Origin of the sequence: Polynucleobacter sp. MWH-S4W17 (assembly GCF_018687535.1) — a bacterium.
Lineage (GTDB): Bacteria > Pseudomonadota > Gammaproteobacteria > Burkholderiales > Burkholderiaceae > Polynucleobacter.
In genome coordinates this window covers 1,231,450-1,256,234 of record NZ_CP061295.1, presented here as the reverse complement: position 1 = coordinate 1,256,234, position 24,785 = coordinate 1,231,450, and the positions used below count along the sequence as shown (strand labels likewise).

Below are 24,785 nucleotides of genomic sequence, written 5' to 3'. Positions count from 1 at the left end.
TCTCGGAGATAAAAATGACTAAAAGAAAATTAGGCATGTTTGATGCCGAGTTAGTTAAACCAGCCATTGTGGATAGCTTTAGAAAGTTAAGCCCGTCAATTCAATGGCGAAACCCAGTGATGTTTGTTGTCTATATCGGCAGCATCCTGACTACCTTATTGTGGATACAGTCTTTATATGGAGAAGGTGAGGCTTCCTCGAGTTTTATCCTAGGGGTCATGCTTTGGCTTTGGTTTACAGTGCTCTTTGCGAATTTTGCCGAAGCATTAGCAGAAGGTCGCAGCAAAGCTCAAGCAGCATCGCTGAGGGGCTTAAAGAAAGAGACATGGGCTAAGAAGGTAAAAGCGGCCAATATTCCTGAGAATTGGGATAACCGTCCAGCATCAGAGCTTGTCTCCGCAACACAGTTGCGTAAAGGCGATATTTTTATTGCTGAGGCAAATGATGTGATTGCTGCGGATGGTGAGGTTATTGCAGGTGTTGCTTCTGTTGATGAGTCTGCTATTACAGGAGAATCAGCCCCAGTCATTCGAGAGTCTGGTGGAGATTTTTCTTCAGTCACTGGAGGCACTCGTGTTTTATCTGACTGGATTGTGGTTCGTGTAACCGTTAATCCAGGTGAGACCTTCATTGATCGAATGATCTCTATGGTCGAGAATGCAAAACGTCAAAAGACTCCCAATGAAATCGCTTTAACAATTTTATTGGTGGCGCTAACAATTGTTTTCTTGGTGGTGGTTGCAACTTTACTGCCATTTTCTATGTTTAGTGTTGCTGCAAGTGGCAGCGGATCACCAATTCAGATAACAGTACTCATCGCGCTATTAGTTTGCTTAATTCCTACAACTATCGCGGGTTTGTTATCTGCAATTGGAGTTGCTGGTATGAGCCGTATGATGGCCGCCAATGTCATTGCAACCTCTGGCCGCGCTGTGGAAGCTGCAGGTGACGTCGATGTGCTCTTGCTAGATAAAACAGGCACTATCACCTTGGGAAATCGTCAGGCATCAAATTTTGTAGCTGCAGCTGGAGTAACCGAGGCAGAACTTGCTGATATTGCTCAATTGGCATCATTGGCAGATGAAACTCCCGAGGGCAGAAGCATCGTTATCCTCGCTAAGCAAAAATTTAATATCAGGGAGCGGGAGATCAACTCCATTGGCGCTCAGTTTGTACCATTTACTGCTCAAACTCGTATGAGTGGCGTAGACATGAATGGAGAGCAAATCCGTAAAGGCGCTGCTAGTGCGATTCAAAAACATATTGAATCCTTGGGTGGCCAATTTCCTCAGGAAGTTCTGAAAGCGGTTGAAGACGTATCTCGACGTGGCAGCACACCTTTAGTTGTATCGCAAGGTACACGTGTTATGGGCGTAGTTGAGCTCAAAGACATTGTTAAAGGCGGCATCAAGGAGCGCTTTAACGAACTGCGTCAGATGGGTATTCGTACCATCATGATTACTGGTGACAATAAATTGACTGCCGCTGCTATTGCTGCTGAAGCGGGGGTGGATGATTTCCTAGCCGAGGCAACACCAGAAGACAAGCTTGCTTTGATTCGCAAACATCAATCAGAAGGCCGTTTAGTGGCGATGACTGGAGATGGAACAAATGATGCTCCAGCGCTGGCGCAAGCAGACGTCGCTGTGGCCATGAACTCTGGTACTCAAGCCGCTAAAGAAGCGGGCAACATGGTCGATTTAGATTCCAACCCCACCAAGTTGATTGAGGTTGTGGAGACGGGTAAGCAGATGCTCATGACTCGTGGATCATTAACGACATTTAGTATCGCTAACGACGTAGCGAAATACTTTGCCATTATTCCAGCAGCTTTTGTGGCGACATATCCACAGCTTGAGGCATTAAATGTGATGCATCTCTCTAGTCCGTCATCAGCTATTTTGTCAGCGGTGATTTTTAACGCCTTAATCATTATTTTCTTGATTCCATTGGCGCTAAAAGGAGTTACGTATAAGCCCTTGGGCGCAGCTGCACTCTTGCGCAGAAATATGACGATTTATGGCTTAGGCGGTCTTATCGCTCCATTTATCGGCATCAAGATCATTGATTTGATTATTTCAGTCATTTGATCGCTAGACGATATATTAAGGATAGAAAATGAAATCCATCATGAGAAGTTGTTTAGGGTTATTTGTTTTGTTAACTGTAATTACTGGTGTTATCTATCCAGTATTTGTCACGGGATTAGCGAAGACGCTTTTTCCAAGTAAGGCGGCAGGAAGCATTGTTTATCAAGGCGACCAAGCTATTGGTTCAGAGCTCATCGGGCAAAATTTTACTGATGCTAAGTACTTTTGGGGTAGGCCATCAGCAACTGGGCCGCAGCCATACAATGGCAACGCATCTAGTGGATCGAATCAAGGCCCATTAAATCCGGCCTTAGCAGATGCTGTTAAAGGAAGAATTGAAGCATTGCAGAGCGCTGATCCAGGCAATACATTGCCAATACCTATGGACTTAGTAACCGCATCCGCAAGTGGCTTGGACCCTGAAATTAGTCCCCAGGCTGCGCAATACCAAGCATCACGTGTAGCGAAGGTGCGCAAAATGAGTATTGATCATGTCAATCAACTCATAGCAGCAAATACACAAGACCGCCAATGGGGAATTTTCGGAGAGCCTCGTGTTAATGTATTAAAGCTTAATCTTGCTTTAGATGGAAATTAAACTGAATGCCTGAGTCACGACCAGACCCCGATCAATTACTTGCTCGTATACAGAGCCAAGAAGTTCAGTCTGGTCGAGGTAAATTAAAGATCTTCTTTGGGGCGAATGCTGGGGTAGGTAAAACCTATGCAATGCTTTCTGCTGCTCATGAGCAAAGCAAAAATAAGCGGGTTATTGCTGGGGTCGTAGAGACACACGGTCGAAAAGACACTATAGCAATGCTTGATGGCATAGAAGTTCTACCCTTAAAGGAAATTGACTATAGGGGCAAGAAGCTCAAGGAATTTGATCTTGACCAAGCCCTGATTGAAAAGCCTGATTTAATCCTCATGGATGAGCTTGCTCATTCAAATGCAGCAGGCTCAAGGCATCCGAAGCGCTGGCAAGATGTTGAAGAGCTCTTGGCGGCAGGTATCGACGTCTACTCCACAATCAATGTGCAACATATTGAAACTCTGAACGATATTGTTGGCGGAATTACGGGTGTTAGGGTATGGGAAACGGTACCAGACCATATATTTGACTCTGCAGACGAAGTTGTTTTAGTTGATCTACCTCCCGACGAGCTGCTGCAAAGGCTTAAAGATGGGAAAGTGTACCTTCCCCAGCAAGCCGAAAGAGCTACGCAAAACTTTTTCCGCAAAGGAAATCTAATTGCGCTACGAGAATTAGCGCTACGTCGCTCGGCAGATCGTCTGGATGGCGAAATTATTAAATACCGTAAAGATAATTCGGTATCCAATGTTTGGAAAACGCGTGAGTCTATTTTGGCTTGTATCGGCCCTGGAGATGAGGCAGTGAACGTTATTAGAAGTGCTGCAAGAGTTGCTGCACAGCTTCAAATTCCATGGCATGCCATTTATGTTGAAACTCCTAAATTACAAAACCTCTCTCAAAAGTCTAGGGAGCGAATTCTAAAAACCATCTCTATGGCAGAGGAGATGGGGGCAAAAGCAGTAACAGTTGGCGGAACGGATGCAGTTGAGTCCATTATTAATTACGCTAGAGAGCATAACCTTTCAAGGGTCATCGTGGGTACTGGCGCTCTTAGTAGATGGCAAATTTGGAGAAGGGCGTTTTCAGAATCAATCTCTAGAAATGCCCCTGATTTAGATGTGCTCAAAATTGCTCAGGGTACAAACTCGACAAGCATTACGCGTGATGGCTTTGATATTGAATCCTTAGTTTGGCAATTAAAAGCTCCTTGGCAATCTTATGCATTGAGCTTGCTAATCTGCGGTATTGCTGGAGTTGTCGCAACACCTCTGAATACCATAGTGGAACTACCAAATATTGCCATGCTGTTTTTGCTGGCAGTCGTTTTGGTATCCGTTAAATTTGGCTTAGGACCATCTTTAATGGCCTCAGTTGTTAATGTACTTGTATTTGACTTCTTCTTCGTGCCGCCACGTTTTTCATTTGCAGTCACAGATGTCCAGTATTTATTTACTTTTGCGGTAATGTTAGTTGTTGGTTTGATTACAGCAAAACTGACTACTGGATTGACTTATCAAGCTAAAGTTGCCAATCGACGCGAGCAAAGGGTGAAATCTCTTTATGAGATGTCTAGAGATTTATCAGGCGCCTTGATGCCAGAGCAAGTGGCTGAGATTAGCCAGCATTTTGTTGAAATTGAATTCAAAGCTAGATCTACCTTGTTATTGGCCGACGATGATAATCAGTTGTTAGAGATTGTTATCGATAAGAAAGCCAATATTCAGGCAGATTTATCCATTGCTCAATGGGCTTTTGATAATTCTAAAGAGGCTGGCAATGGCACTGATTCTTTGCCAGGTGCGCCTTTGCTGTACATTCCTTTGCGAGCACCAATGCGTACTCGTGGAATCTTGGTGATTGATGCTCCAAGTTCTACCCGCTTAAAGTCCCCTGAGCAGCGTAGATTACTCGATACATTTGCTCGTTTGCTGGCAATCTCGTTAGAGCGAATTCATTATGTTTCAGTCGCCCAAAGCTCGACAGTGCAAATTGAATCAGAACGCTTAAGAAACTCTCTGTTATCGGCTATTTCACATGATTTACGAACTCCACTCACTGCATTGGTTGGATTGACTGATGCGTTGGAGATGTTAGATGCACCACTGACTTCCGAGCAAAAAGAGATTGCAGTGCTTTTGCGTGAAAAAGCTTTAAAAATGAGTTCACAAGTAAGTAATCTATTAGATATGGCCCGACTTCAGTCTGGTACGGTCCAATTAAATAAACAATGGTTTCTGATTGAAGAGGCAATTGGTGCCGCCATCAAGGCTGTTGAGTCGGCGAGTGAAGGTAGGCATGTCACAGTGACGTTACCTCCTGATTTGCCCCTATTAAATTTTGATGCGGTTCTGATAGAGCGTGTCTTTATTAATCTTCTAGAAAATGCTTATAAATACACCCCTAAAAACAGCAGCGTATCTATAGGTGCTTCAGTCGCTTCTCCACACTCTGTCGAGATTTGGGTGCAGGATAATGGACCTGGTCTTCCCAGGGGGAAAGAGGAAGACATTTTTAGGAAATTTGAGCGAGGCAATAAAGAAGGTGCAATTTCTGGTGTTGGCCTGGGGCTCACTATTTGCAGGGCCATCATTGAAGCGCATGGCGGCAAGATCACTGGAAAGACAATGGAAGGTGGCGGTGCGCGGTTTACCTTTAGCTTGCCACGGGGCAATCCCCCTAAAATTGATGTTGAAGATCAGTAGAAGTTGATAAGGTAGCTAGATGTCACAACCAATTCCCGTCGCAATCGTTATTGAGGATGAGCCAAATATTCGTAGGCTTATCAAGATGGCGTTAGAGGCGGAGCAATTTCAGGTATTTGAGGCAGCCACAGTTTCTCGTGGGCTAATAGAGGCGGGCTCACGTCAACCAGATATAGTGTTGGTTGACTTAGGTCTGCCTGATGGCACGGGCATTGACTTCATTCGAGATATTAGAACTTGGTCGGACGTACCAATTATTGTGGTTTCTGCAAGAACCCATGAGGATGACAAAATCGAGGCCCTAAATATTGGCGCCGACGATTACCTATCAAAACCCTTTAGTCCTGGGGAGCTAGTGGCAAGGGTCCGAGCGCAGCTACGTAGGCGTTCGATGGCATCCGATAAGGGTGAGACGGTTTTCAAATTTGGAAATATCAGTGTTGATTTGACGTCAAGAATCGTAAAGCGGGAAGAGGAAGTTCTTCACTTAACGCCCATCGAATATCGTTTACTAGCATTTTTGGTTACACACCCTAACATCGTATTAACTCATAGACAGCTATTGCTCGGAGTCTGGGGGCCTAACGATGTTGAGAATCATCACTACGTTAGGATTTACATGGGGGCGGTTCGTAAAAAAATTGAAGATGATCCCGCACAGCCAAAACATGTTGTTACTGAAACTGGTGTTGGATATAGGTTTCTCTTCTAGGCTGGCTTACCATGACAGTCCGCCATGGGTCTAGCAGCCGCTTTAATGATCACAAGTATGATGAATTTAGGGCAAATTTAGGACAAATTGCTCTGATAGTTTTTAGAAATATGTAAATAAGTAGTGCGACTTGAGTTTTTCTTGATACATTTTTATTTCTACAATCATCTCTCTTGAAGACTCCAGAGATCAGGTTTTATTTGGCTTCCAGCCAAAACACACTAAAATAATCAGTAATAAATTATTGATAAAAAGTGTCTGTGGAAAATCAAACAAAGAAAAGGCTTGCCGTAGCTCCCATGATGGAGTGGACGGACCGCCATTGCCGTTCGTTTCATCGCACGCTCACTAAAGAGGCTGTTCTTTATACAGAGATGGTCACTTCTGGTGCGCTCATGCATGGGGATGCGCCACGTCATTTAGATTATTCACAAGAGCAACATCCTGTTGTTTTGCAATTAGGCGGCTCAGAGCCCGGCGACTTAGCAAGGTCTGCCGAACTAGCTCAACAGTGGGGTTACGATGAAATCGATCTCAATTGCGGTTGCCCCTCAGAGCGCGTGCAACGTGGTGCCTTTGGCGCCTGCTTAATGGCTGAGCCTAATTTAGTTGCAGACTGTGTGCGCTCTATGAGGGGAGCGGTTGATATTCCGATCTCCGTAAAGCATCGTCTGGGCTTGGACTCGATGGATGCCGCAAATTCTGAAGCTGATTACCAATTTGCGCTGAACTTTATTCTTGCTGTTGCCGATGCTGGTGCCAGTCAGGTAACCATTCATGCACGTAATGCAGTGCTTAAAGGTTTATCGCCAAAAGAGAATCGCAGCAAACCACCGTTGCGTTATGAAGTAGCTGCAAAGCTCAGAGTAGATGCGCAGAAGCAATTTCCGAATCTCAAAGTATTGCTTAATGGTGGTTTGGAAACTAATGAACAAATTGCTGGCCACTGGGATGACTTTGATGGTTTCATGGTGGGAAGGGCTGCATATCATTTTCCTGCGTTGCTCTTAGGTTGGGATGACATGATCAACACGGATGGCGATGCTGCTGGATATCTTTTTAGTGAAACCGAGTGGCACCGCATTCAGATTGCCTTGGTTAAACAAGTGCAAGCTTGGTTTGATGAATGCCAAGCCAAAGGCAAGCCTTTTTATATTGGGGCTTTTACAAGACATATCCTCGGCTTGGCTCATGGCCGGGCGGGATCACGGTATTGGCGTCAACGTCTCTCAGATCATCACGCCTTGGCCAAAGTTCAGAGCAAGGCCGCCATCTTGGATTTCTTTATCGATGCGAGCTTATGTCTTGGGGATTGGGCGGCCTTTGAGTTCGAAAGCGCCTAATAGCGGGCCTTAAAAGGGTGTTTTTGACAGTATTTTGAGCAAAAAGCTATAATCTAGGTCTTCAGTGGCGGACGTAGCTCAGTTGGTAGAGTCCCAGATTGTGATTCTGGTTGTCGCGGGTTCGAGCCCCGTCGTTCGCCCCACAGTATTAAAGTAAAAAAGCTCCTCAATGGGAGCTTTTTTACTTTTCGCCACCCATATCTCTTTTGCTCTTATCTCTTACTTCTGGCCGATCTAGCCGGTTCAGAGGCAAGGTTAGATCTTTTTAGGTTTTTCAACCCCCTGCCTATTTATTAGCATTTGAAAGATTTTTAGGGCGATTTAGAGCCATAATAAAAACATGAAAACAAAGCCTATAAATCAGCATAACTTATCTTCTGATTTAGCCATTCGTGACGAGTTAGAAAAGCGAGGCTGGGCTTTGTCTGCACTTTCGGAAGCAGCTGCTGCGCTAGCACGTGCTAATTCAACTGAGTTATTGATTCAAGAAGTTTGTCAGGCGATTGCTGCACAAGGTCCATACATTCTGGCTTGGGTAGGGCAAGCTCAGGGCGATGCCTTCAAGACCGTCAAAGTAGTTGGAGTTGCTGGGGTTGCCTCTGGCTATATTAAAGATATTGTGGTGAGCTGGTCCAATGCTGAAGTAACTGGACGCGGACCTGCAGGTAGTTGCATTCGGAGTAATAAAACGAGCGTAGTTATCGATGATGAAATCGATCCTGGATTTGTTGCTTGGCGCGAGCGTGCCAAAGAGTTTGGCATTCGTTCGGCAATCGGCTGTCCAATTCCTGATGGTATTACTGGGATGCCCTTTGGTGTTCTGATGGTGTATTCGAAAGTTCCGAATACATTTGGATCTTCTGAAGTTCAGTTATTTGAAAGTCTTGCCAAAGAAATTGGATTTGGACTGCGCTCCATTGAACGTCAACATAAGTTGGATGACCAAATTCATGAAAAAGAACTAACGCAAGAACGCCTGGCAACTGCATTACGCGCAACTATTGAGGCTATGTCCAAAACCATGGAGTGGCGCGATCCCTATACTGCCGGTCATCAAAAGAGGGTAGCCAGTATTGCGATGGCTATTGGCCGTCAATTAGGTTGGGACAATGAGCGTATTCAGGCTATCTATATGGCAGCAATGGTGCATGACATTGGCAAGATGGCAGTACCATCAGAAATTTTGACCAAGCCCTCACGATTGACTGACCTGGAAATGCAAATGGTGCAAGGGCACGTAGAGGCTGGCTATCAAATTCTGAAAGATATTCCATTTCCCTGGCCAATCGCAGATATGGTTCGTCAACATCATGAGCGTTTAGATGGCAGTGGTTATCCAATGGGCTTGAAAGACAAGCAGATCAGCCAGGAGGGACGGGTGTTGGCCGTAGCCGATACGATCGAGGCAATGGCAACCCATAGGCCCTATCGACCTGCTAAGGGATTAAATTCGGCAATGGATGAAATTCAAGCTGAGGCAGGCATCAAGCTAGATACGAAAGTTGTCGAGGCTGCATTCAAGTTGCTTGAAAACGGAAATGAACTGCAAAAGATATTAGATACGCATTAACGATGATGATTAAAGTGATTGCACTCGGCGCATATTATTTGGCATTACTTGCGCAAGTTTTTGCAACGATTTTTGCGCTCAAGATATTTTTGAAATCAAAGGCGTATCGTCTTGCTAGCGGCTCCTTAGCCCTCGGTTTTGGTTTGATGGTAGGAAGGCGAATTACTCCTCTTCTGCATTTTTATTTAGATGGCTACTACAATCTCCTGGATGCAGGCTTGGCCTTTTCTATTTCAGTACTGCTTTTTCTGGGGCTGATGCAAATCAAAAAAATTATTTTAGAGTTAGAGGAAAATAACTTCCTGCTCGATCACATATCAAAGACAGATTCATTAACTCAAGCGTTAAGTCGATTAGAAACTTTCCATCAAGCAGAATTGGAGATTGAGAGATCTTTACGTAATGGGGAGCCCGTAGCTTTCCTTATGCTCGATATTGATCACTTTAAAAATATTAATGATGAGTTTGGCCATCCGCTAGGTGACATCGTTCTGACAAATCTTGTGAAGCACTGCCAAAAAGAGCTTCGTGTTGTTGATATCTTCGGGCGTGTAGGGGGCGAGGAATTCTTCGTTGTTTTGCCAGGGGATGATATTGGGAGTGCTTTTGAGGTCGCTGAGCGCTTGCGTAAAAGGGTGTTCTCTACCCCTTCAGCCCTTGTGGGTGGTAAAGAGGTCTTTATATCAATCAGTATCGGCGCCGCTAGTTTCAGCCCCAAAATGGATGGAGAGACCAAGTCCAGTCTGGTTTTAAGGGCTTTTTATGCCAAGGCTGACCAAGCCATGTATGCGGCTAAGTCTAAAGGCCGTAACCGAACGGAGATTTGGACTCAATAGGCTAATAGAATTGCTTATATTCCTAATAAAATTGATAGTAATGCAAAAAAAGCGAAATATTATTCATGCAACTATTAATGCAATTGATGGTGCCAAAGAGCTCATCCTTCAAAAAGCGGCCCGTAGAGAGTTAATTCTTGCGGTGATTGCTATCGGATTTTTTTGTTATCGCCCAAATGTATATACCGTATTAATAGCTGTTCTATCCCTGGTTTTGCTGGCGGTTGAAGCTCTTAATACAGCTATTGAAAAGATCTGTGATCTCATTACCTTGGAAGAGCACCCTGAGATTAAAAAGATCAAAGATCTTGGAGCGGCAGCAGTGATGATTATCGTGCTGGCTATTGTTCTCATCTTTATTCGCTACTTATCTCCATTCTTCTGATGAGTAACTTTTTAAGTGCCTTTCATATACAAATCATTCCTAGGAGTGATATTGAGTCAACGGATGAATCATCTCTTCAAGCCATTCGCGAGAAGCTACTTCTTTTGATTTCAAGAATTTGTAAAGATTTTCGTGGCACACTATTTGAAGAGTCTCGCGGAAAAATCATTTATTCATTTGAGCAAATCAGTTTCGCAGCTCAAGCGGCTATGGCTATTCAAATAGAGGCGGATGCATTGAATGCAAAAAATCATTCAGACCCTATATGTTTAGCTTCGATTGGGGTTGTTACTCTGATTAATCCATTTACTGGGCTCAGGGAAGAGGAGCGCTCGATCCAACTAGCCTCGTTCATGGCTGAGGCTGCTGGCCCTGGAGAGCTTTACCTATCTGAGGGTGCGCATGATTCATTGAAAAACCCAGACTTACTTCTATGTCGCTTTACAAGGCAGTTACTGAGAACGGGTGAGGATAGAGCCCTTAATGCCTATGAAGTCTTTTGGAATCCAACAGAAGTTGATCCAGGAAGGCTCCATAAGGATCCTAATGGCATTGATTTGGAGCTTCAGCCAATTCGCTCCTTTGGTTTGAAATTGGCTGCCGGAGTTTTGCTAATGTTCTTTGGAGTTCTTTTACTTACTGTAGGCTGGGAAGCACTTTGGGTCTGGTTTATTGCAGTGGTAAATCGCTAATGTTTATGCGCGATCGTCATTTTAGAATCACTGCAAGCTTATGCATGTTTGCCTTTGGTGTTGGTCTCATGATTTACTTCGCCGAGGAATTACTCAATCTTGGCGGCCAGCTCTATTTAGGTTGGGGCTCTTTTTTCATCATCTTCCTAATGTCGAAGGTGAGGTATTTCCGTAATCAACCTTGGCGTTCTGTATTCATTGTTCTAGCGCTCTTTGTTAGTTGCCGTTATATGGCATGGCGTATTTTTGACACCTTAATTTATAACGGTTTCTTTGACTTTATCGGCACCGCCCTGTTATTCCTGGCAGAGCTGTATGGCTTCACCTTATTTCTGCTAGACATGTTTGTGAACTTCTCGCCAATGTCTAGTGAAATTATTCCCTTATCTCAAGACGAGTCCTCTTATCCCTCCGTCGACATCTTTATTCCTACTTATGATGAGTCTGAAACTATCGTTCGTATGACGGTGACGGCAGCAACTCAGATTCAATACCCTAAAGAAAAGCTCAATATTTACATCCTTGATGACGGAGGGACTCATGCCAAGCGTCGCAGTAAGGAGGCGGGTCATCAGGCATGGAGGCGCCATTACAACTTAAGAAGGCTTGCTAAAGAGTTAGGTGTGCATTACATCACACGGGACACTAATCAGAAGGCTAAAGCAGGAAATATCAATCACGCTTTGCAGCATAGCAATGGCGACCTGATTTTAATTTTGGATTGCGATCAAATACCGACAAAAGATATTTTGCACAATACAGTAGGGCAGTTTTTAAGTGATCCCAAAATGTTCTTGGTGCAAACCCCGCATTTCTTCATTAATGAAACTCCAGTCAATAACGTGATTACTGGTATTTCTAACCGCCCGGATGAGAGTGAGATGTTTTATCGCAAGATTCAACCCGCGATGAATTTTTGGAATTCGGCCTTTTTCTGTGGCTCCGCAGCAGTTCTGCGCCGTCAGTACCTGATGGAAGTGGGTGGTATTGCTATTAAGACGATTACGGAAGATTGTGAGACTTCACTTATTCTCCATGCGCATGGCTATAACAGTAGCTATATCAATAAGCCTATGGTCTGCGGCCTTTCTCCGGAGACTCCATCTGACTATCTCACCCAGCATTCTCGCTGGGCTAAGGGGATGCTCCAGATCTTGATGCATTACAACCCCTTGTTTATGCGCGGACTTAGTCTGCCGCAACGTTTGGCTTATTTTTCTTCGTCATACTCTTGGCTTTTTGGATTTGCACGCTACATCTTTTTCTTGGCGCCATCAGCCTTCTTGATTTTGGGTCTTAATGTTTATTCGGCCAATTGGCATGAGATGGTAGATTTCACGGTTCCTTATGCGTTGAGTATTTTGGTAGTCATCTCATACTTCTTTGCTGGTTCACGTCAACTCTTCTTCTCGGAAATTTATGAAACTGTAAAAGGTTTCAGGATGATTCGAGAACTCATGCCGGTCCTCTTAAATCCCTGGAAGCAAAAGTTTCTGGTAACGCCAAAAGGCCTTACTTTAGAAAAAGAGCAGCTGAGCTGGGACGCTTTCCCGTTATTTATCCTAGTTACCATTAATGCTGTTTCTATTTTTATTGCGGCCCTTCGCTGGCATTACGAGCCGATTTGGCATGACAACATCGTCATTACTGCAATATGGTGTTGTATCAATATTTGGCTGGGCTTAATGTCTCTGGGCGCATTTTGGGAAAAGCGTCAAGTCAGAGCCTATTACCGAATTGGCGGTGGTGGAACGGTCACAGTACTTCGTGGCAATGGCCTACCTTGCATTGAGGCAAATTTGGAGGATGTTTCGGTAAGCGGCATTGGGTTCGTTCTCCCATTCAATACGGACCTGAAAGTTGGCGAATCTATTCAATTGGCCGTGAATGATAGTTATGGAAATCACTATACATTTAGGGCAAAAGTAGTTCGTATGCAAAAAGAGGCCGACCATTATTTTTGTGGCACACAGTTTGTAGAAGAGCAAATTGGAAGTCCTGGCGCTATTGCTTTTGTATATGGTGATAGTGGTCGTTGGCAGCATATATGGGATGCTAGTGCGGAACTCAAGCATGCAAAACTTCAGCTGTATTTGTTAACGAAGTTGGGGCTTAAGGCCGTACGCGAAAACTCTGCGGGCTATTTTGCATACATCACAAAAAGTCTAGGTACTTTTATCGTCATGCTATTTAATCCCTATGTTTGGTTTTACGCGGTCACTGGCTTAACCAATTGGATTATTTATCTATTCTATTTATTTGTGGTCTACACCATTGGCTTGATCGATCATGAGCAAGCAAGAGCCTTCCCTCGTTTACAGGCCGGGGAAAAGATGACAGTGTATTTTCCTAAGTTGGATGCCACGTTAGAGGGATGGGCCTTTGATATATCCCTTACCGGTATCGGTATCAAGGTGAATCTACCGTTCTTAATTGACGATAACGAATTAATAGAGGTTTCTGTATCTGGCGTAATAAAAGCCCAGCAACGCATGGATTGCATGATTCGCCGAGTGATTAAACAAGGCGATGAAGTTATCCTGGGCGCTGAATTTATTGTCGATAACAGCAATTTCTTCAAAATCGTCAGCTTCGTTTATGGCCAAGGATCCAAAATGGTATTTTCTTTGGCGATTCAGAATTTAAGAAGAATTTTGTCTTATCTCTTTTTCACCGGCGAGCTATCTGATGAACGCAAGAGTGTCACTTCCTTTAAGCCTTTGGGTAAATGACTCTTTGAAAATAAAAGCCCTTCATCTCTGCTTCAGTATTGCAATGCTCGCTTCAGCTGGGATGGTGGAGCTTGTCTACGCTTCAGAAGCAACCCTCAGCAGAAAAGAGATTGCAGAGGCCAGAAGGGCGCTAACTCAGGCCACCATTCTTCAAAAAAGTGGCAAGCCAGCCGAGGCCAATACCCTTCTAAAAGAGAGGTTCCCGAATGGGCCACCTGCGGGTGATCTAGCGGTTGGCTATTACAAAATTATCGCTAGCTTGCCAGGTGGATGGAATGAGGCACGTTCGGGGTTAGAGGGTTTGGTTCAATCTGACCCAAAAAACTTGCAGTACAGCTTAGCTTTAGATGTCTTATTAGGTTCAAAGCGAGAGACTCGTGATCTTGCGTTTCAGAATTTAGCTGCAACATACAAAGTCCGCAAAGTAGATAAGCAGCGAGTGCTTCAAGTATGGCGAGAGGTTCTCAATGCTCAAGAGATTGGCCCCGAACTCATTCCACTTTATGAGCAGTATCTAAAGTTAGACCCCCATAACCAAGAAATAACCGGTCGTTGGATTATGGAGAGGGATGCGCTTGAAGAGCGTAAACGCATTGCAAGCGATCCTTTACTTAGACGTCGTCAGGTTGGTTTAGACCTACTGGATAAGGGAGATATTGTAGGTGCAGAAGCGCCACTCATGGATACCCTGAAGGCTAGGCCAAAAGATTATTTGGCATTAGGTGGCATGGGCTTAATTCGGATGAGGCAAGGCAATTATCAAGAAGCTGTTGCTTACTATCAGAAAGCCTTAGCCCTCAATCCTGAAAACAGTGGCAAGTGGAAGAGCCTGATATCCACCAGTCAGTACTGGGGTCAAATTCATCAGGCTGAAGATGCCCGGGATAAGAAGAACTACCCGTTAGCGATGGAGAAAATCCGTGCAGCCATTCAGTTGGAGCCGCAGGGTGCAGAGGGGTTTGCTGTATTTGGCACTATTGAAGCTGAACGAGGAAATAACAAAGAAGCAGAGAAGGAATTTCGTGAGGCTTTGGCGATCGAATCCGATAACGGCATTGCTTTAAGGGGATTGGTTCAGCTATTAATTAATAACGGCAGACGCGATGAGGCGCTGGCATTAATTAATGCGCAGGCACCTGCAAGCACCTCTGCTGGTAAGGGATACGATTATTTGCGTGTCAAGATTTTGAGTTCACAGGCAGATGATTTAGTAAATAAGGGGCAGAGTGAGGCAGCTATTCCCTATCTCCAGAGCGCGCTAAAGCTTGATCCACTCAATCCTTGGTTACGATTTCAGCTGGCTGGAGTTTATGAGGGCCTGGGCTCAGTCGACAAAGGTTTGGCTGTAATGAAAGAGGGCTTACGACTTGCTCCCAATGATCCCGAGATGACCAATGCGAATGTCCTATTCTTATTAGGTGCGGATAAAACTGAGGAAGCTTTAAGCCTGATGCGCAGCGCACTGGCTAAACCCTCTTCTGATGCAATATCTCTTCGCTTAACGTATGCCAATGTTCTTAATCGCTTACAGCGTGATGATGAGCTAGATCCAGTATTACAGCAGCTTGCCAAAGCCCAGCTATCACCAAGCGATAAGTTGAAATTGACTCAGATAAGACTCGATTTTGATATTCGCCAAGCGCTAGCGGCGGGCGAGATCCAAAAAGCCATTGTGCTTTTGAAGCAGGCAGTAGCGCTTGACAAGGATGAGATTTGGCTGCGCCTAGATTTAGCGCGTTTATATGCAAAGCTGCACCGTCCTAAAGAAGGTATTGCAATATTTGATGCCTTTCTAAAAACGCATCCTAATAGTATTGAAGGTTTGTATGCTTATGCTTTGTACTTATCTGGCCTAGATCAAAATCAACCAGCCCTCAAAGTCTTGGAAAGTATTCCAGCGTCTGAACGTACCCCTAAAATTACACGCTTCCAAAGAGGCGTTTGGGTTGATTTACAGCTAACTCAGATAAATAGACTCAATGCCCAGGAAAATCATGATAAGGCTATCGCCCAACTAAGCGTGCTTGAGGATGAAGTATCCAACGATCCCGATCTTTCTTCCTTGGTTGCGTTGATGTGGGGCAAAATCGGAAAAGTGGAGCAAGCCAACGCTCTTTTTCAGAAGATAGAGCAGGGAACCCCCAATCTTTCAGTTGAATGGCATTTGCGTTATGCCAACTTTCTCCTTAATAACGACCAGCTAGAAGCATTCCAACAGGAGATGGCGCTGGTCTCAAATCAAAAGTTAAGCCCAGGGCAAAAACAAGATTATGCCGATCTTCAAGAGGCGGCAGAGCTTAGGGCGATTGGTCAATACATTCGCTCCGGTGATATTCAAGTTGCCAAACAAAAGCTACAACCGCTGATTTCTGTGGCGCCTAATAACTACAAGATGATGTATTTGGATAGTCAGATCCAAAGAAGAGAGGGGTATTTGGATAAGGCGATCGATATTGAACAACGCGCCCTTGTTCAATCTCCAGTGCCACTCTCTAGTTACCACAGTCTGTCTACACTCAAGCCAGTAACAAGCTCGTCCCGAGTTTCTGTATTCCAGATTGAACCACCCATTCTGGAGCCATCGGCCGTTCCATCAGGAAGTGCATATCAATATAAACAGATGGCCGACATGATAGAGATGCGCACTAATTGGCTTGATTCAGCTGTCGACTATTTATCTCTCAATGGCACCCCAGGACAGTCTTATTACCGTGCTACGGAGATTCCACTGGAGTGGAAGATGCCAATGCGCGCAGACGAAAGGATGACATTCCGCGCAGACCAGGTCAATATTAATGCAGGCACCATTGATGCTGGTAACGCATATCAAGTAAGTACTTTTGGCACTATGGCTACCGTTTGTGGTGGTGGAACTGGCCCCGGAAAATGCCCAACTGGTTACTCAAATCAATCAGCATCAGGCACTGCTCTCAACATTGGCTATGAGAAGCAAAACTTTAAGGCGGATATTGGTACAACCCCATTAGGCTTCCTGACCCAAAATTGGATTGGTGGAGTGAAGCAGAAGCTGGATGCGGGTCCTGTTGGCATCTCTTTGGAATTGGCGCGCCGCCCCATGACCAGTACTTTGCTTTCATATGCCGGTACTCGTGATCCTGTGACCGGTTCCGTCTGGGGCGGTATGGTTGCGACTGGTGGAACGGTTGGCTTGAGCCTGGATCAGGGTGGCACCTTGGGCGGATGGACTTACTATCGCGCGCGCAGCCTGACGGGTACCAATGTGCAGAGCAATAGTGACAATCAATTTATGGCCGGTCTGAACTGGCGTATCGTCAATGAAACTGATCGTCAGCTCTCTAGCGGTCTCACGGGCATGCTCTGGGGCTTTAAAAGAAATGCCGGAGAGTTTACCTATGGTCAGGGTGGCTATTACAGCCCGCAAAGCTATCGCTCTGTAACACTCCCTTTAAATTACTCGCAGCGTTTTGCGCGTTTCTCCTATGTTGTTGGTGGTTCGGTTTCAACCAACTGGTCACGTACCGATGCAGCACCATACTTTCCTACCAATTCAGAATATCAAGCTGCCTCCAATAACGCCACGTATTCAGGAAGCTCTGGACCTGGTAGCGCCTATTCTTTCTTAGCAGCTTGGGAATATCAAGTCACACCATCAGTCTTTGTTGGCAATCGCTTAAAGTTAGAGCGTTCGCCTTACTATGCTCCAAATAGTTTTGTGCTGTACGTCCGGATTGCGCTGGATGGTACTGCGCCAAACCCTGTACCTTTGCAGACGCAGCCGGTAATCCCGACGTCCCGCTTTTAATGAATTTTAGATAATGAACAAATCTATCTCATCCTCTATTTTGCTTATGGTGATAGGTATGGTCGCATCCTCAATGCTGAGTGCTCAGCCCTTGAGTGGTGCCCCTGAGTTTGATCCCTATCTTCCCGGAGAACTCAATGAACGTGCACTTTATGCGTTGAAGGAGCAAGATATCTCTACTGCAGTCATCCTGCTGGAGAGAGCATATCGCTTAAATCCGCATAGCCCTGACATTAAGGCTAACTTAGAAGCAGTTCGAAAGATTGCTCAAGAAAAGATTCCCATTGAAATCAATGGCGAGGTTGTTTACTTGGATGTACTTGGTAATTCAGTCGGCACTGATAAAGTGGTAGATATTCCTGCGCTATGGCCGGAGTCTACAGCCAAGTCGAAGCCTTAGTTATTGGTTTCGAATAGATTCCAATTGATATCGTTGGAGCGGAAATAGTACGAGGCTCCAAACTTCATAATCACTGAATCTTCATTCTCAGCCACAAAACGTGTGCTCGGCAGGTTTTTTAGATAAATCTCTGCACTTGGACTATTGGCGCCAAAAGGTGCTTTGCCTACAAACTTGGAGATTAAGTCGGAAGCAGCCAGGTAGCTAGCCGGCTGTTCGATGATATTTGTCTTGACCGGCGCATCTGCTTTACCAGTAAACATGACTCCCACAGGAATATTTGTCACGTTAGGGCTTGGGATTTCACGCATACCCACGATCTCATTTTTGTTTCTACGAATCGCTGCACCATGCTCAGGGATGAACACAATCACCACTTGTCGGCCAGAGCTATTGACCTTGGCATAAAAGCGATCAATATCACTCAATAATTTACGTGCTCTGCGAGAGTAGGTCTCGACACTGTTTTCTTGTTTGCCACCATCCAGCGCACGATTGCCATCATGCAATGAGATCGTATTGTAGAAAAGGGCGACCCGTTCATTAGGGGACTTCATACGGGCATCCCACCAATTGGATAGCACGGAGTAGTCATCATAAATTTGCGAGCCATCAAAACCTCTTAAATAAGGGGTAGCTTGCGTGTTATCGAACAGCGGGGCAGACATACCGCCTTCATTTCGGATCTCTTTCAGGAGGTCGCCGTACTTACCATCATGATTTAAGGCCAATTGAACTTGGAAGCCTGTTTTATTGAGATTGTTAAATAACAGGGAATCTTCAACGGCAGGCTTGTATAAATCGCGTTGGTCCTGTTGTCCACGACTACCGCGCAATAAGCGAATAATCGATGGCCCGCTATAAGAAGAGGCCGAATTAAAGCTAGTAAACAAATAGTGGAAGCGTTGGAACAGCGGATTGTTCTCTTCTTTGATGTATTTAAGGTCGTCCCAAGCCAGGGAGCAGACATTAATGACCAAGACATCAAACGGAGCACCGCTGGCTTTTTGTGAGCGGTTGAAGGCGGTGCGAGATGCTTCTTCAATAAAGAAGCCATCAAGCGATTCAGTGAGTGCTGTATCGCTGGGCAGGCCAATGACTTGGCCATCAGCATCGTATGCTAAGGAAGGCATAGTAGCCCCCAATGGAAGCAGGGTGCTCATGATTGCTAATGACGCAATGGTGGTCATTCTGATCTTCTTCGAAAGAAGGAAGTAAACAATATAGAGACCCAACAAGATGGCAATTACTCGCCAATCAAAAATTCGGGTTAAGAGTTCAAGGTAGTACTGATAACTAAAATCGAGTAACTGGCTTATTTTAGGAATGATATTTCGCAGGGGTGGCAGCGGGCTATCAAAATACAGAATAACAATAGCAATAGGCAGTGCTACCCATTTGCGAATTCGTAGCAAGGTCGGATTAGCATGGGAAAAAATCAGAAATAACGCAAAAGCAGCATTAACAAAAACATGGAAATGAATATAGCCTGTATAGAACAGGATTATTTTGATAATGAAATAGAAATTCCAAATTCCCATATTACTTTTTGAGATCCTCTAAAGCCATGTTGGTAAATAAAGAAAGCATAGAAGAGTAATAGCCTTGGGACGGTTTATAGCTGGGCAATGGGGTTGAATCTACAATGGGGTAAGCAAGCGTTATGGCTGCAATACTATAAAAGCCTGCCGATGCATTGTACGTTGCCATTTCACCGGTATTCACGTTTACCCAAGCTGGTAAGAGCGGTTTTCCAGCAAAGGGACCCCAGAAGTTTTGGAAGGGCTTAATCGAGGCGGGATTGGCTTGCTGTCCCCAGATCAGATAAAGAGGTATACGAACAGCGTTGTATCCAAATTGATCGCCATCCACAGGGCTGATATTCTCGCCCTCCAATTGCAACCAGTCGGGTGGTAGTTGCCATTTACCAAAGCGGGCTTCTTGAATGAGTTGTAAGCCTGTTTCCCTTAATTCTTCCCATTCCGGCGCGGGGTCAAGCAAAGCGAGATCGGCAATAGCGGGGAAGACCCAGTAGGAGAGGTTAAGTTTCAGGCCTTCAGGCTTTTCAAAGCCCATTGCTCCAGGAAGTAAAACTGTTCCTTTGCTAGTTTTACGTAAAAGCTTAGCTCTAATAGATTGACTGACTTGAATGGCTGCAAACAGATAACTGGGCTCATTCCATTTTTTATATGCTCGCGATAAAGCCCAGGCAATAAACAAGTCACCATCGCTGGCATTGTTGAGATCATTAATGCCCACCATTGGAGACCAGCTCCAAGCAAACAATTTATCGTCACGTACTTGAAGATTGTGTTGTGTCCAAGTCCAGATTTGAGCAAAGGAGCTTGGGTCATTATTCTGTACTGCAAGCAGCAATGCCATCCCTTGACCCTCGGTATGGCTAATACCATTCTGGCCGACATCGATCACTCGGCCATTTTCAATAAATGCAGATTTAAATTGAGCCCAGTCTTCACTAGCAACAGCATGCGCTGGAGAGTGCAATACAAGAGCAATACTCAAAAGCCAAAACCGGAGAAGGGTGCGCCAGGTCATTGAGGGATTGAATTTAGGTGAACGATAGACTGGCAATTGATTATGATTAGTAATACTGACTAATAGGGTACATTATGTATTACCGGCATTTAATTGGCCTAATTTATTTAGATATTTCATGCAGTTAGCAAATCAAACTTTTTACTTTGCCATATTTATCGTCCTAGTCGGCTTGATGGGCCGTTTCTTGGCAAACCGGGATGACGATCGTGCTCAATTTAGGGCTATCTATTGGCCAATAGGTCTGAGCTTTTTAGCGGCCTCCATGTTGGGTTATGCAATCGCTCCATGGGCTGGCAAGATGGTGTTGGCCTTGGCCAATATCTTCCTCATTGCAGGCGTCGCCAACATTTCATTATTGTTCAGCGTTTGGAATGGCGCATTAATGAAGTCGAGCAGAATGGTTGCTCTCGCTATATTTGTAAGCGCCTCCTTAATATACGTTTATTTGCACTTTTTTGGAGAAACACAAGACCGTATTCATTTGATGAATTTTGCGCTCAGTATCTTTTGTGTTTGGCAAATTACATCTTTAAGTCAGCTATTAAAAAAAGATAACGCTTATCAAATTAAATTATTGCTTGGGGTTGAGTTTTTCCAGCTTGGTGCCCGCATCATTCGATCGCTTTTAGCACTAGATGAAGCGACTCACCCCGGCACGCTTTATCAAGAAGGCGGCTTAGCCTTTGTAATGCGGATAACGGCAATACTCTGTATTGTCACGATTTGCATATTAATTACCAATTATTACCTCGAAAAGCTCTGGCATGAATATCGCAGGAGCTCGCATGCCATTGAGGATGGGATGCTCAATAGCCTAAATGCACTATCCATGGTGAGGGATAACGAAACCGGTAATCATATTCTGCGCACTAAAAACTATGTGCGTGCTTTAGCTGAAAGATTGAGGTCAAGTGGGGCCTATGCAGATGAGCTAACTCTAAAAGCAATAGAGAATATCGTGAAGGCTGCACCACTACACGATATTGGGAAAGTCGGAATCCCCGATGAAATCTTAAAAAAGGCGGGATCCCTGACCGACGATGAGTGGCAAACCATGAGAACCCATGCCAATTTGGGCAAAGATGTTCTCAGCGCTGCCAAACTCAAAGATGCAAAGAACACCCATGTCTTGGATGCTGCCATTAAGATTGCTGGGGGGCACCATGAGAATTGGGATGGTTCAGGTTATCCACTGGGGCTAAAGGGCGAGGAAATTCCTTTACCAGCCAGACTGATGTCCTTGGCCGATACCTATGATGCTTTGGTTAATGAACGGGTGTATAAAAAGAAGTGGTCTCACGAAGAAGCTTGCTTGGAAATTATTAGATTAAAAGGAGGGCGCTTTGACCCGAGTATTGTCGAAGCATTCATCCAGGAAAAAGACAATTTTTTGAGAATCTCTGAGTTATACGGAGACCTTAAATGACGATTAGTTTTGAGCCGAGCTCCAATGTTCGCCGCAACTCTCGCCTTATTTTGGGCGCCTCTATTATTTTGGCAATCATCTTCATTATCAATGCGGTAATTTCAGGGTATTTGCTACGCCGCAATACAACCGAAGATCGCGCGGATCAACTTGCCACCTTGACATTAATATTGGCCGAGCACACTTCGCAGATTATTTTTTCTGCTAATACTGTTTTAAATAGTATTGATGATGTGGTTTATGCAGCAAAAATTAAAGATGAGAAAAGCTATCGCAAGTTCACTTCCAATAAAAATCAGTTTGAGCTGCTAGACGAAAAGACAAAATCGAATTCCATTTTAGATGTCACTACCTTTGTGGCTAATGACGGTAAAGTGCTTAATTTTTCTCGCTCTTACCCTGCGCCTGAAATTAATCTGGCGGATCGAGACTATTTTGTCTACTTAAAGAGCCACAATGATCTTGAGACCTTCTATAGCGCTCCCGTCCAGAATAAGGGGAACGGTAAATGGGTTTTTTACTTAGCTAGGCGCGTCAATGGTGCGCACGATGAGTTTCTAGGCATCATCTTGGTAGGCGTCTCTGTTGAGGTCTTTTCTGTTCTCTATGAGCGATTAGGCTCCAGTTTGGGCGACGGTGCCGCCATTACCCTCTACCGTGATGATAAAACTTTGTTGACTCGATGGCCCTTTGTCGACAAATTCATTGGCAAGGTAAATACCAACACCTTGATTGACCAATCTTTAGGCGCTGCAGCAGAAGGTAATGGTGTGATCTTTACATCCAAGACCGGCTTTACTCGGCAAAATACGTCCCCGGTCGAGCGTATGATTTCCTACAGAAAAGTTACCGGATATCCATTCATTGTTGGGGCCGTAGTCCCTGAGACTTTGTATTTGGCCAACTGGTATAAGAATGCGACAGGTGGATTAATCGCTACCATTTTGAGCATCATCATTTTATTTATTGGAACTTTTTTTCTGCTGAGGACTTATCGGCGCAATGCTGAGAATCAATATCGTGCGCATCACGATGTTCTTACCAGGCTGCCCAATAGAACCTTATTCTCTGACCGCCTTTCTTATTCCCTGGCCAATTGCAAGCGCAACCAAACTGAATTAGCGCTTCTTTTTATTGATTTAGATAATCTTAAAACGATTAATGATGTCTACGGCCATCTCGTGGGAGATGCAGTCCTGGTGCAGGTTGCCGAAAGAATACGAACCTGTTTACGAGATACTGATACCGTAGCTCGTCTCGGAGGGGATGAATTTATTGTGCTCTTGCCGGGTGTTGGTGATGAGAAGAATGCCTTGATGGTTGCTGAAAAAATTCGATCCTCTCTGATGTTGCCGATGACGGCCGACGGCGTTCCTGTAAGCACAAGCGCAAGTATTGGAGTGGCCCTATATCCTGATCATGGATCTAATGAGTCTGATTTGATGAACAATGCCGATATGGCGATGTACGAGGCTAAATCTAGCGGTCGAAATACCATTCAGGTATTTAGCGAGAAAGTGCTTAAATCAGTTTTTAAGGATATTAGTTGAGTCTAGACCTGTATTTTGTCTGGCACTATTTCATTGCATGAAACAATAGGGAATGACTAATCCTGTTGTAGATTCCTCCGAAATTGAAATTACCCCCGATTACCAAGCGGTAATTGAGGCTATTGAGCGTCACGATCCTTACATCTTCGTTAGCGGTAAAGCAGGCACTGGAAAAACGACCCTCATCGGCTACTTACGAGAAACCATTCCCGGTAACGTTGTAGTAGTTGCACCAACAGGGGTTGCCGCGCTCCAGGTTAAAGGAGTGACCATTCATTCCTTTTTTAGGTTGCCTCCACGACTCATTTTTCCAGAAGAAGATATTAAGCCCCTGCGCGACAAGCGTCTTTATAAAGATATCCGCTTACTCATCATTGATGAGATCTCGATGGTGCGTGCGGATGTCGTGGACGCAATGGATTTGTTTCTGCGCGAGAACGGTCCGCAAAAAGGCAAGCCCTTTGGCGGCATTCAGGTAATGTTTGTGGGGGATTTATTCCAGCTGCCACCAGTAGTCTCTAGTTCTGATATGCAAGTCCTAGCAGAGCGTGGTTACGAAGGACCTTATTTCTTTTGCGCTATGGCCTTGCATCGCAAAGACGTCACTATGGTTGAGCTCTCTAAGATCTTCCGTCAAAAGGATGAGCACTTCGCAGGCTTATTAAATCGCATTCGGATTAATCATGACATTGATGAGGCTCTTGATACTCTGAATGCCCAGTGCTATCGGAAGGATGTCGAGATAGATGAGCAGACCATCACTCTGACCACTACGAATGCACGAGCAGATCAAATAAATGGAGCAGGCTTGCGGGCAATTTCCGTTGAGGGCAAAGTCTACTCAGGTTCGTCGACTGGAAAATTTAATATTGATGAGCGTAACCTACCGTCACCTAATAATTTAGTACTTAAGGTTGGCGCCAAAGTGATGTTCACTGCAACGGATCCTGGATTTCCTAAGCGCTGGGTCAACGGTACGATCGGTGTAGTGCGTGAGTTACTGCCAGATAAGGTGAAGGTGATGGTGCAAAACGGGCCTTACGCAAATACGGTAGAGGTAACAGGCCATCAGTGGGAGTCTTATCGTTACGATCACGACATGATGTCAGGAAAGATATCTCCCAGCATCATCGGCACTTATGTTCAGATACCGCTCATGCTGGCTTGGGCTGTAACGATTCATAAGAGCCAGGGCAAAACCCTCGATAAAGTTAAGGTTGACCTATCGTCAGGTGCATTTGCCTCAGGACAAGTCTATGTTGCCCTAAGCCGTTGTAAAACGATTGAAGGCATTTCTTTACAGAGGCCGATTGAGCCCAGAGATGTCAGTTGCGATCAGGAGATCAAGCGCTTCTATCTAAATTGCTTGCCGTCCAAGTAGGGATATATTCCCTTATTTGACGTCTGCC

The 24,785-nt window shown here is 44.8% G+C and carries 17 protein-coding genes and 1 tRNA gene; 16 read left to right on the top strand and 2 right to left on the bottom strand.

What is annotated here, in order from left to right:
• Nucleotides 1–14 precede the first annotated feature (14 nt).
• From kdpB to C2755_RS06165, 13 genes are all read left to right on the top strand, one after another.
• The gene (kdpB, locus tag C2755_RS06225) at nt 15–2,090 is read left to right on the top strand and encodes a potassium-transporting ATPase subunit KdpB (RefSeq protein WP_215320078.1); all 2,076 of its coding nucleotides are present in this window, start codon (nt 15–17) and stop codon (nt 2,088–2,090) included.
• A 28-nt stretch (nt 2,091–2,118) separates the two neighbouring features.
• Complete coding sequence (gene kdpC, locus C2755_RS06220) at nt 2,119–2,688, top strand: potassium-transporting ATPase subunit KdpC (protein ID WP_215320076.1); 570 nt, start codon at nt 2,119–2,121, stop codon at nt 2,686–2,688.
• 5 nt (nt 2,689–2,693) lie between these two features.
• Nucleotides 2,694–5,387, top strand: a complete 2,694-nt coding sequence (locus tag C2755_RS06215) for a DUF4118 domain-containing protein (protein ID WP_215320074.1) — start codon at nt 2,694–2,696, stop codon at nt 5,385–5,387.
• Between the two features lie 19 nt (nt 5,388–5,406).
• Nucleotides 5,407–6,099, top strand: a complete 693-nt coding sequence (locus C2755_RS06210) for a response regulator (protein WP_215320072.1) — start codon at nt 5,407–5,409, stop codon at nt 6,097–6,099.
• 260 nt (nt 6,100–6,359) lie between these two features.
• Nucleotides 6,360–7,442, top strand: coding sequence for a tRNA dihydrouridine(20/20a) synthase DusA (dusA, locus tag C2755_RS06205; RefSeq protein WP_251368443.1), 1,083 nt, complete (start codon nt 6,360–6,362; stop codon nt 7,440–7,442).
• Between the two features lie 67 nt (nt 7,443–7,509).
• Nucleotides 7,510–7,585, top strand: a tRNA-His gene (locus C2755_RS06200).
• Nucleotides 7,586–7,782: 197 nt separating this feature from the next.
• The gene (locus tag C2755_RS06195) at nt 7,783–9,012 is read left to right on the top strand and encodes an HD domain-containing phosphohydrolase (protein ID WP_215320068.1); all 1,230 of its coding nucleotides are present in this window, start codon (nt 7,783–7,785) and stop codon (nt 9,010–9,012) included.
• A 2-nt stretch (nt 9,013–9,014) separates the two neighbouring features.
• On the top strand, nt 9,015–9,848 hold the full coding sequence (locus C2755_RS06190; RefSeq protein ID WP_215320066.1) for a GGDEF domain-containing protein: 834 nt from the start codon (nt 9,015–9,017) through the stop codon (nt 9,846–9,848).
• A gap of 40 nt (nt 9,849–9,888) precedes the next feature.
• Nucleotides 9,889–10,233 carry a diacylglycerol kinase gene (locus C2755_RS06185; protein WP_215320065.1) on the top strand — a complete coding sequence of 115 codons (345 nt, stop codon included), beginning with the start codon at nt 9,889–9,891 and terminating at the stop codon, nt 10,231–10,233.
• Complete coding sequence (locus C2755_RS06180) at nt 10,233–10,925, top strand: hypothetical protein (protein WP_215320063.1); 693 nt, start codon at nt 10,233–10,235, stop codon at nt 10,923–10,925. The genes C2755_RS06185 and C2755_RS06180 overlap by 1 nt, the downstream gene beginning before the upstream one ends.
• A gap of 5 nt (nt 10,926–10,930) precedes the next feature.
• Entirely contained in the window at nt 10,931–13,657 is a 2,727-nt protein-coding gene (gene bcsA, locus C2755_RS06175; RefSeq protein ID WP_215320061.1) for a UDP-forming cellulose synthase catalytic subunit, read from the top strand.
• 43 nt (nt 13,658–13,700) lie between these two features.
• Nucleotides 13,701–17,441 carry a cellulose synthase subunit BcsC-related outer membrane protein gene (locus C2755_RS06170; protein ID WP_215320059.1) on the top strand — a complete coding sequence of 1,247 codons (3,741 nt, stop codon included), beginning with the start codon at nt 13,701–13,703 and terminating at the stop codon, nt 17,439–17,441.
• 58 nt (nt 17,442–17,499) lie between these two features.
• Complete coding sequence (locus tag C2755_RS06165; protein ID WP_215320057.1) at nt 17,500–17,841, top strand: tetratricopeptide repeat protein; 342 nt, start codon at nt 17,500–17,502, stop codon at nt 17,839–17,841.
• Here C2755_RS06165 and bcsG read toward each other — a convergent pair.
• Nucleotides 17,838–19,382: a cellulose biosynthesis protein BcsG gene (bcsG, locus tag C2755_RS06160; RefSeq protein WP_215320055.1), complete on the bottom strand. Its 1,545-nt coding sequence runs from the start codon at nt 19,380–19,382 to the stop codon at nt 17,838–17,840. The genes C2755_RS06165 and bcsG overlap by 4 nt on opposite strands.
• Before the next feature lies 1 nt (nt 19,383).
• Entirely contained in the window at nt 19,384–20,397 is a 1,014-nt protein-coding gene (locus C2755_RS06155; protein WP_215320053.1) for a glycosyl hydrolase family 8, read from the bottom strand.
• A 118-nt stretch (nt 20,398–20,515) separates the two neighbouring features.
• On the opposite strand from C2755_RS06155, the gene C2755_RS06150 reads away from it, so the two are divergent.
• Genes C2755_RS06150 through C2755_RS10430 form a run of 3 tightly spaced genes read left to right on the top strand, consistent with a single transcriptional unit; the run spans nt 20,516 to nt 24,757 of the window.
• Nucleotides 20,516–21,826 carry an HD-GYP domain-containing protein gene (locus tag C2755_RS06150; RefSeq protein ID WP_215320051.1) on the top strand — a complete coding sequence of 437 codons (1,311 nt, stop codon included), beginning with the start codon at nt 20,516–20,518 and terminating at the stop codon, nt 21,824–21,826.
• Nucleotides 21,823–23,376, top strand: coding sequence for a sensor domain-containing diguanylate cyclase (locus C2755_RS06145; RefSeq protein WP_215320049.1), 1,554 nt, complete (start codon nt 21,823–21,825; stop codon nt 23,374–23,376). Before C2755_RS06150 ends, C2755_RS06145 begins: the two co-directional genes overlap by 4 nt.
• A 52-nt stretch (nt 23,377–23,428) precedes the next feature.
• The gene (locus C2755_RS10430) at nt 23,429–24,757 is read left to right on the top strand and encodes an ATP-dependent RecD-like DNA helicase (protein WP_215320047.1); all 1,329 of its coding nucleotides are present in this window, start codon (nt 23,429–23,431) and stop codon (nt 24,755–24,757) included.
• Nucleotides 24,758–24,785 lie beyond the last annotated feature (28 nt).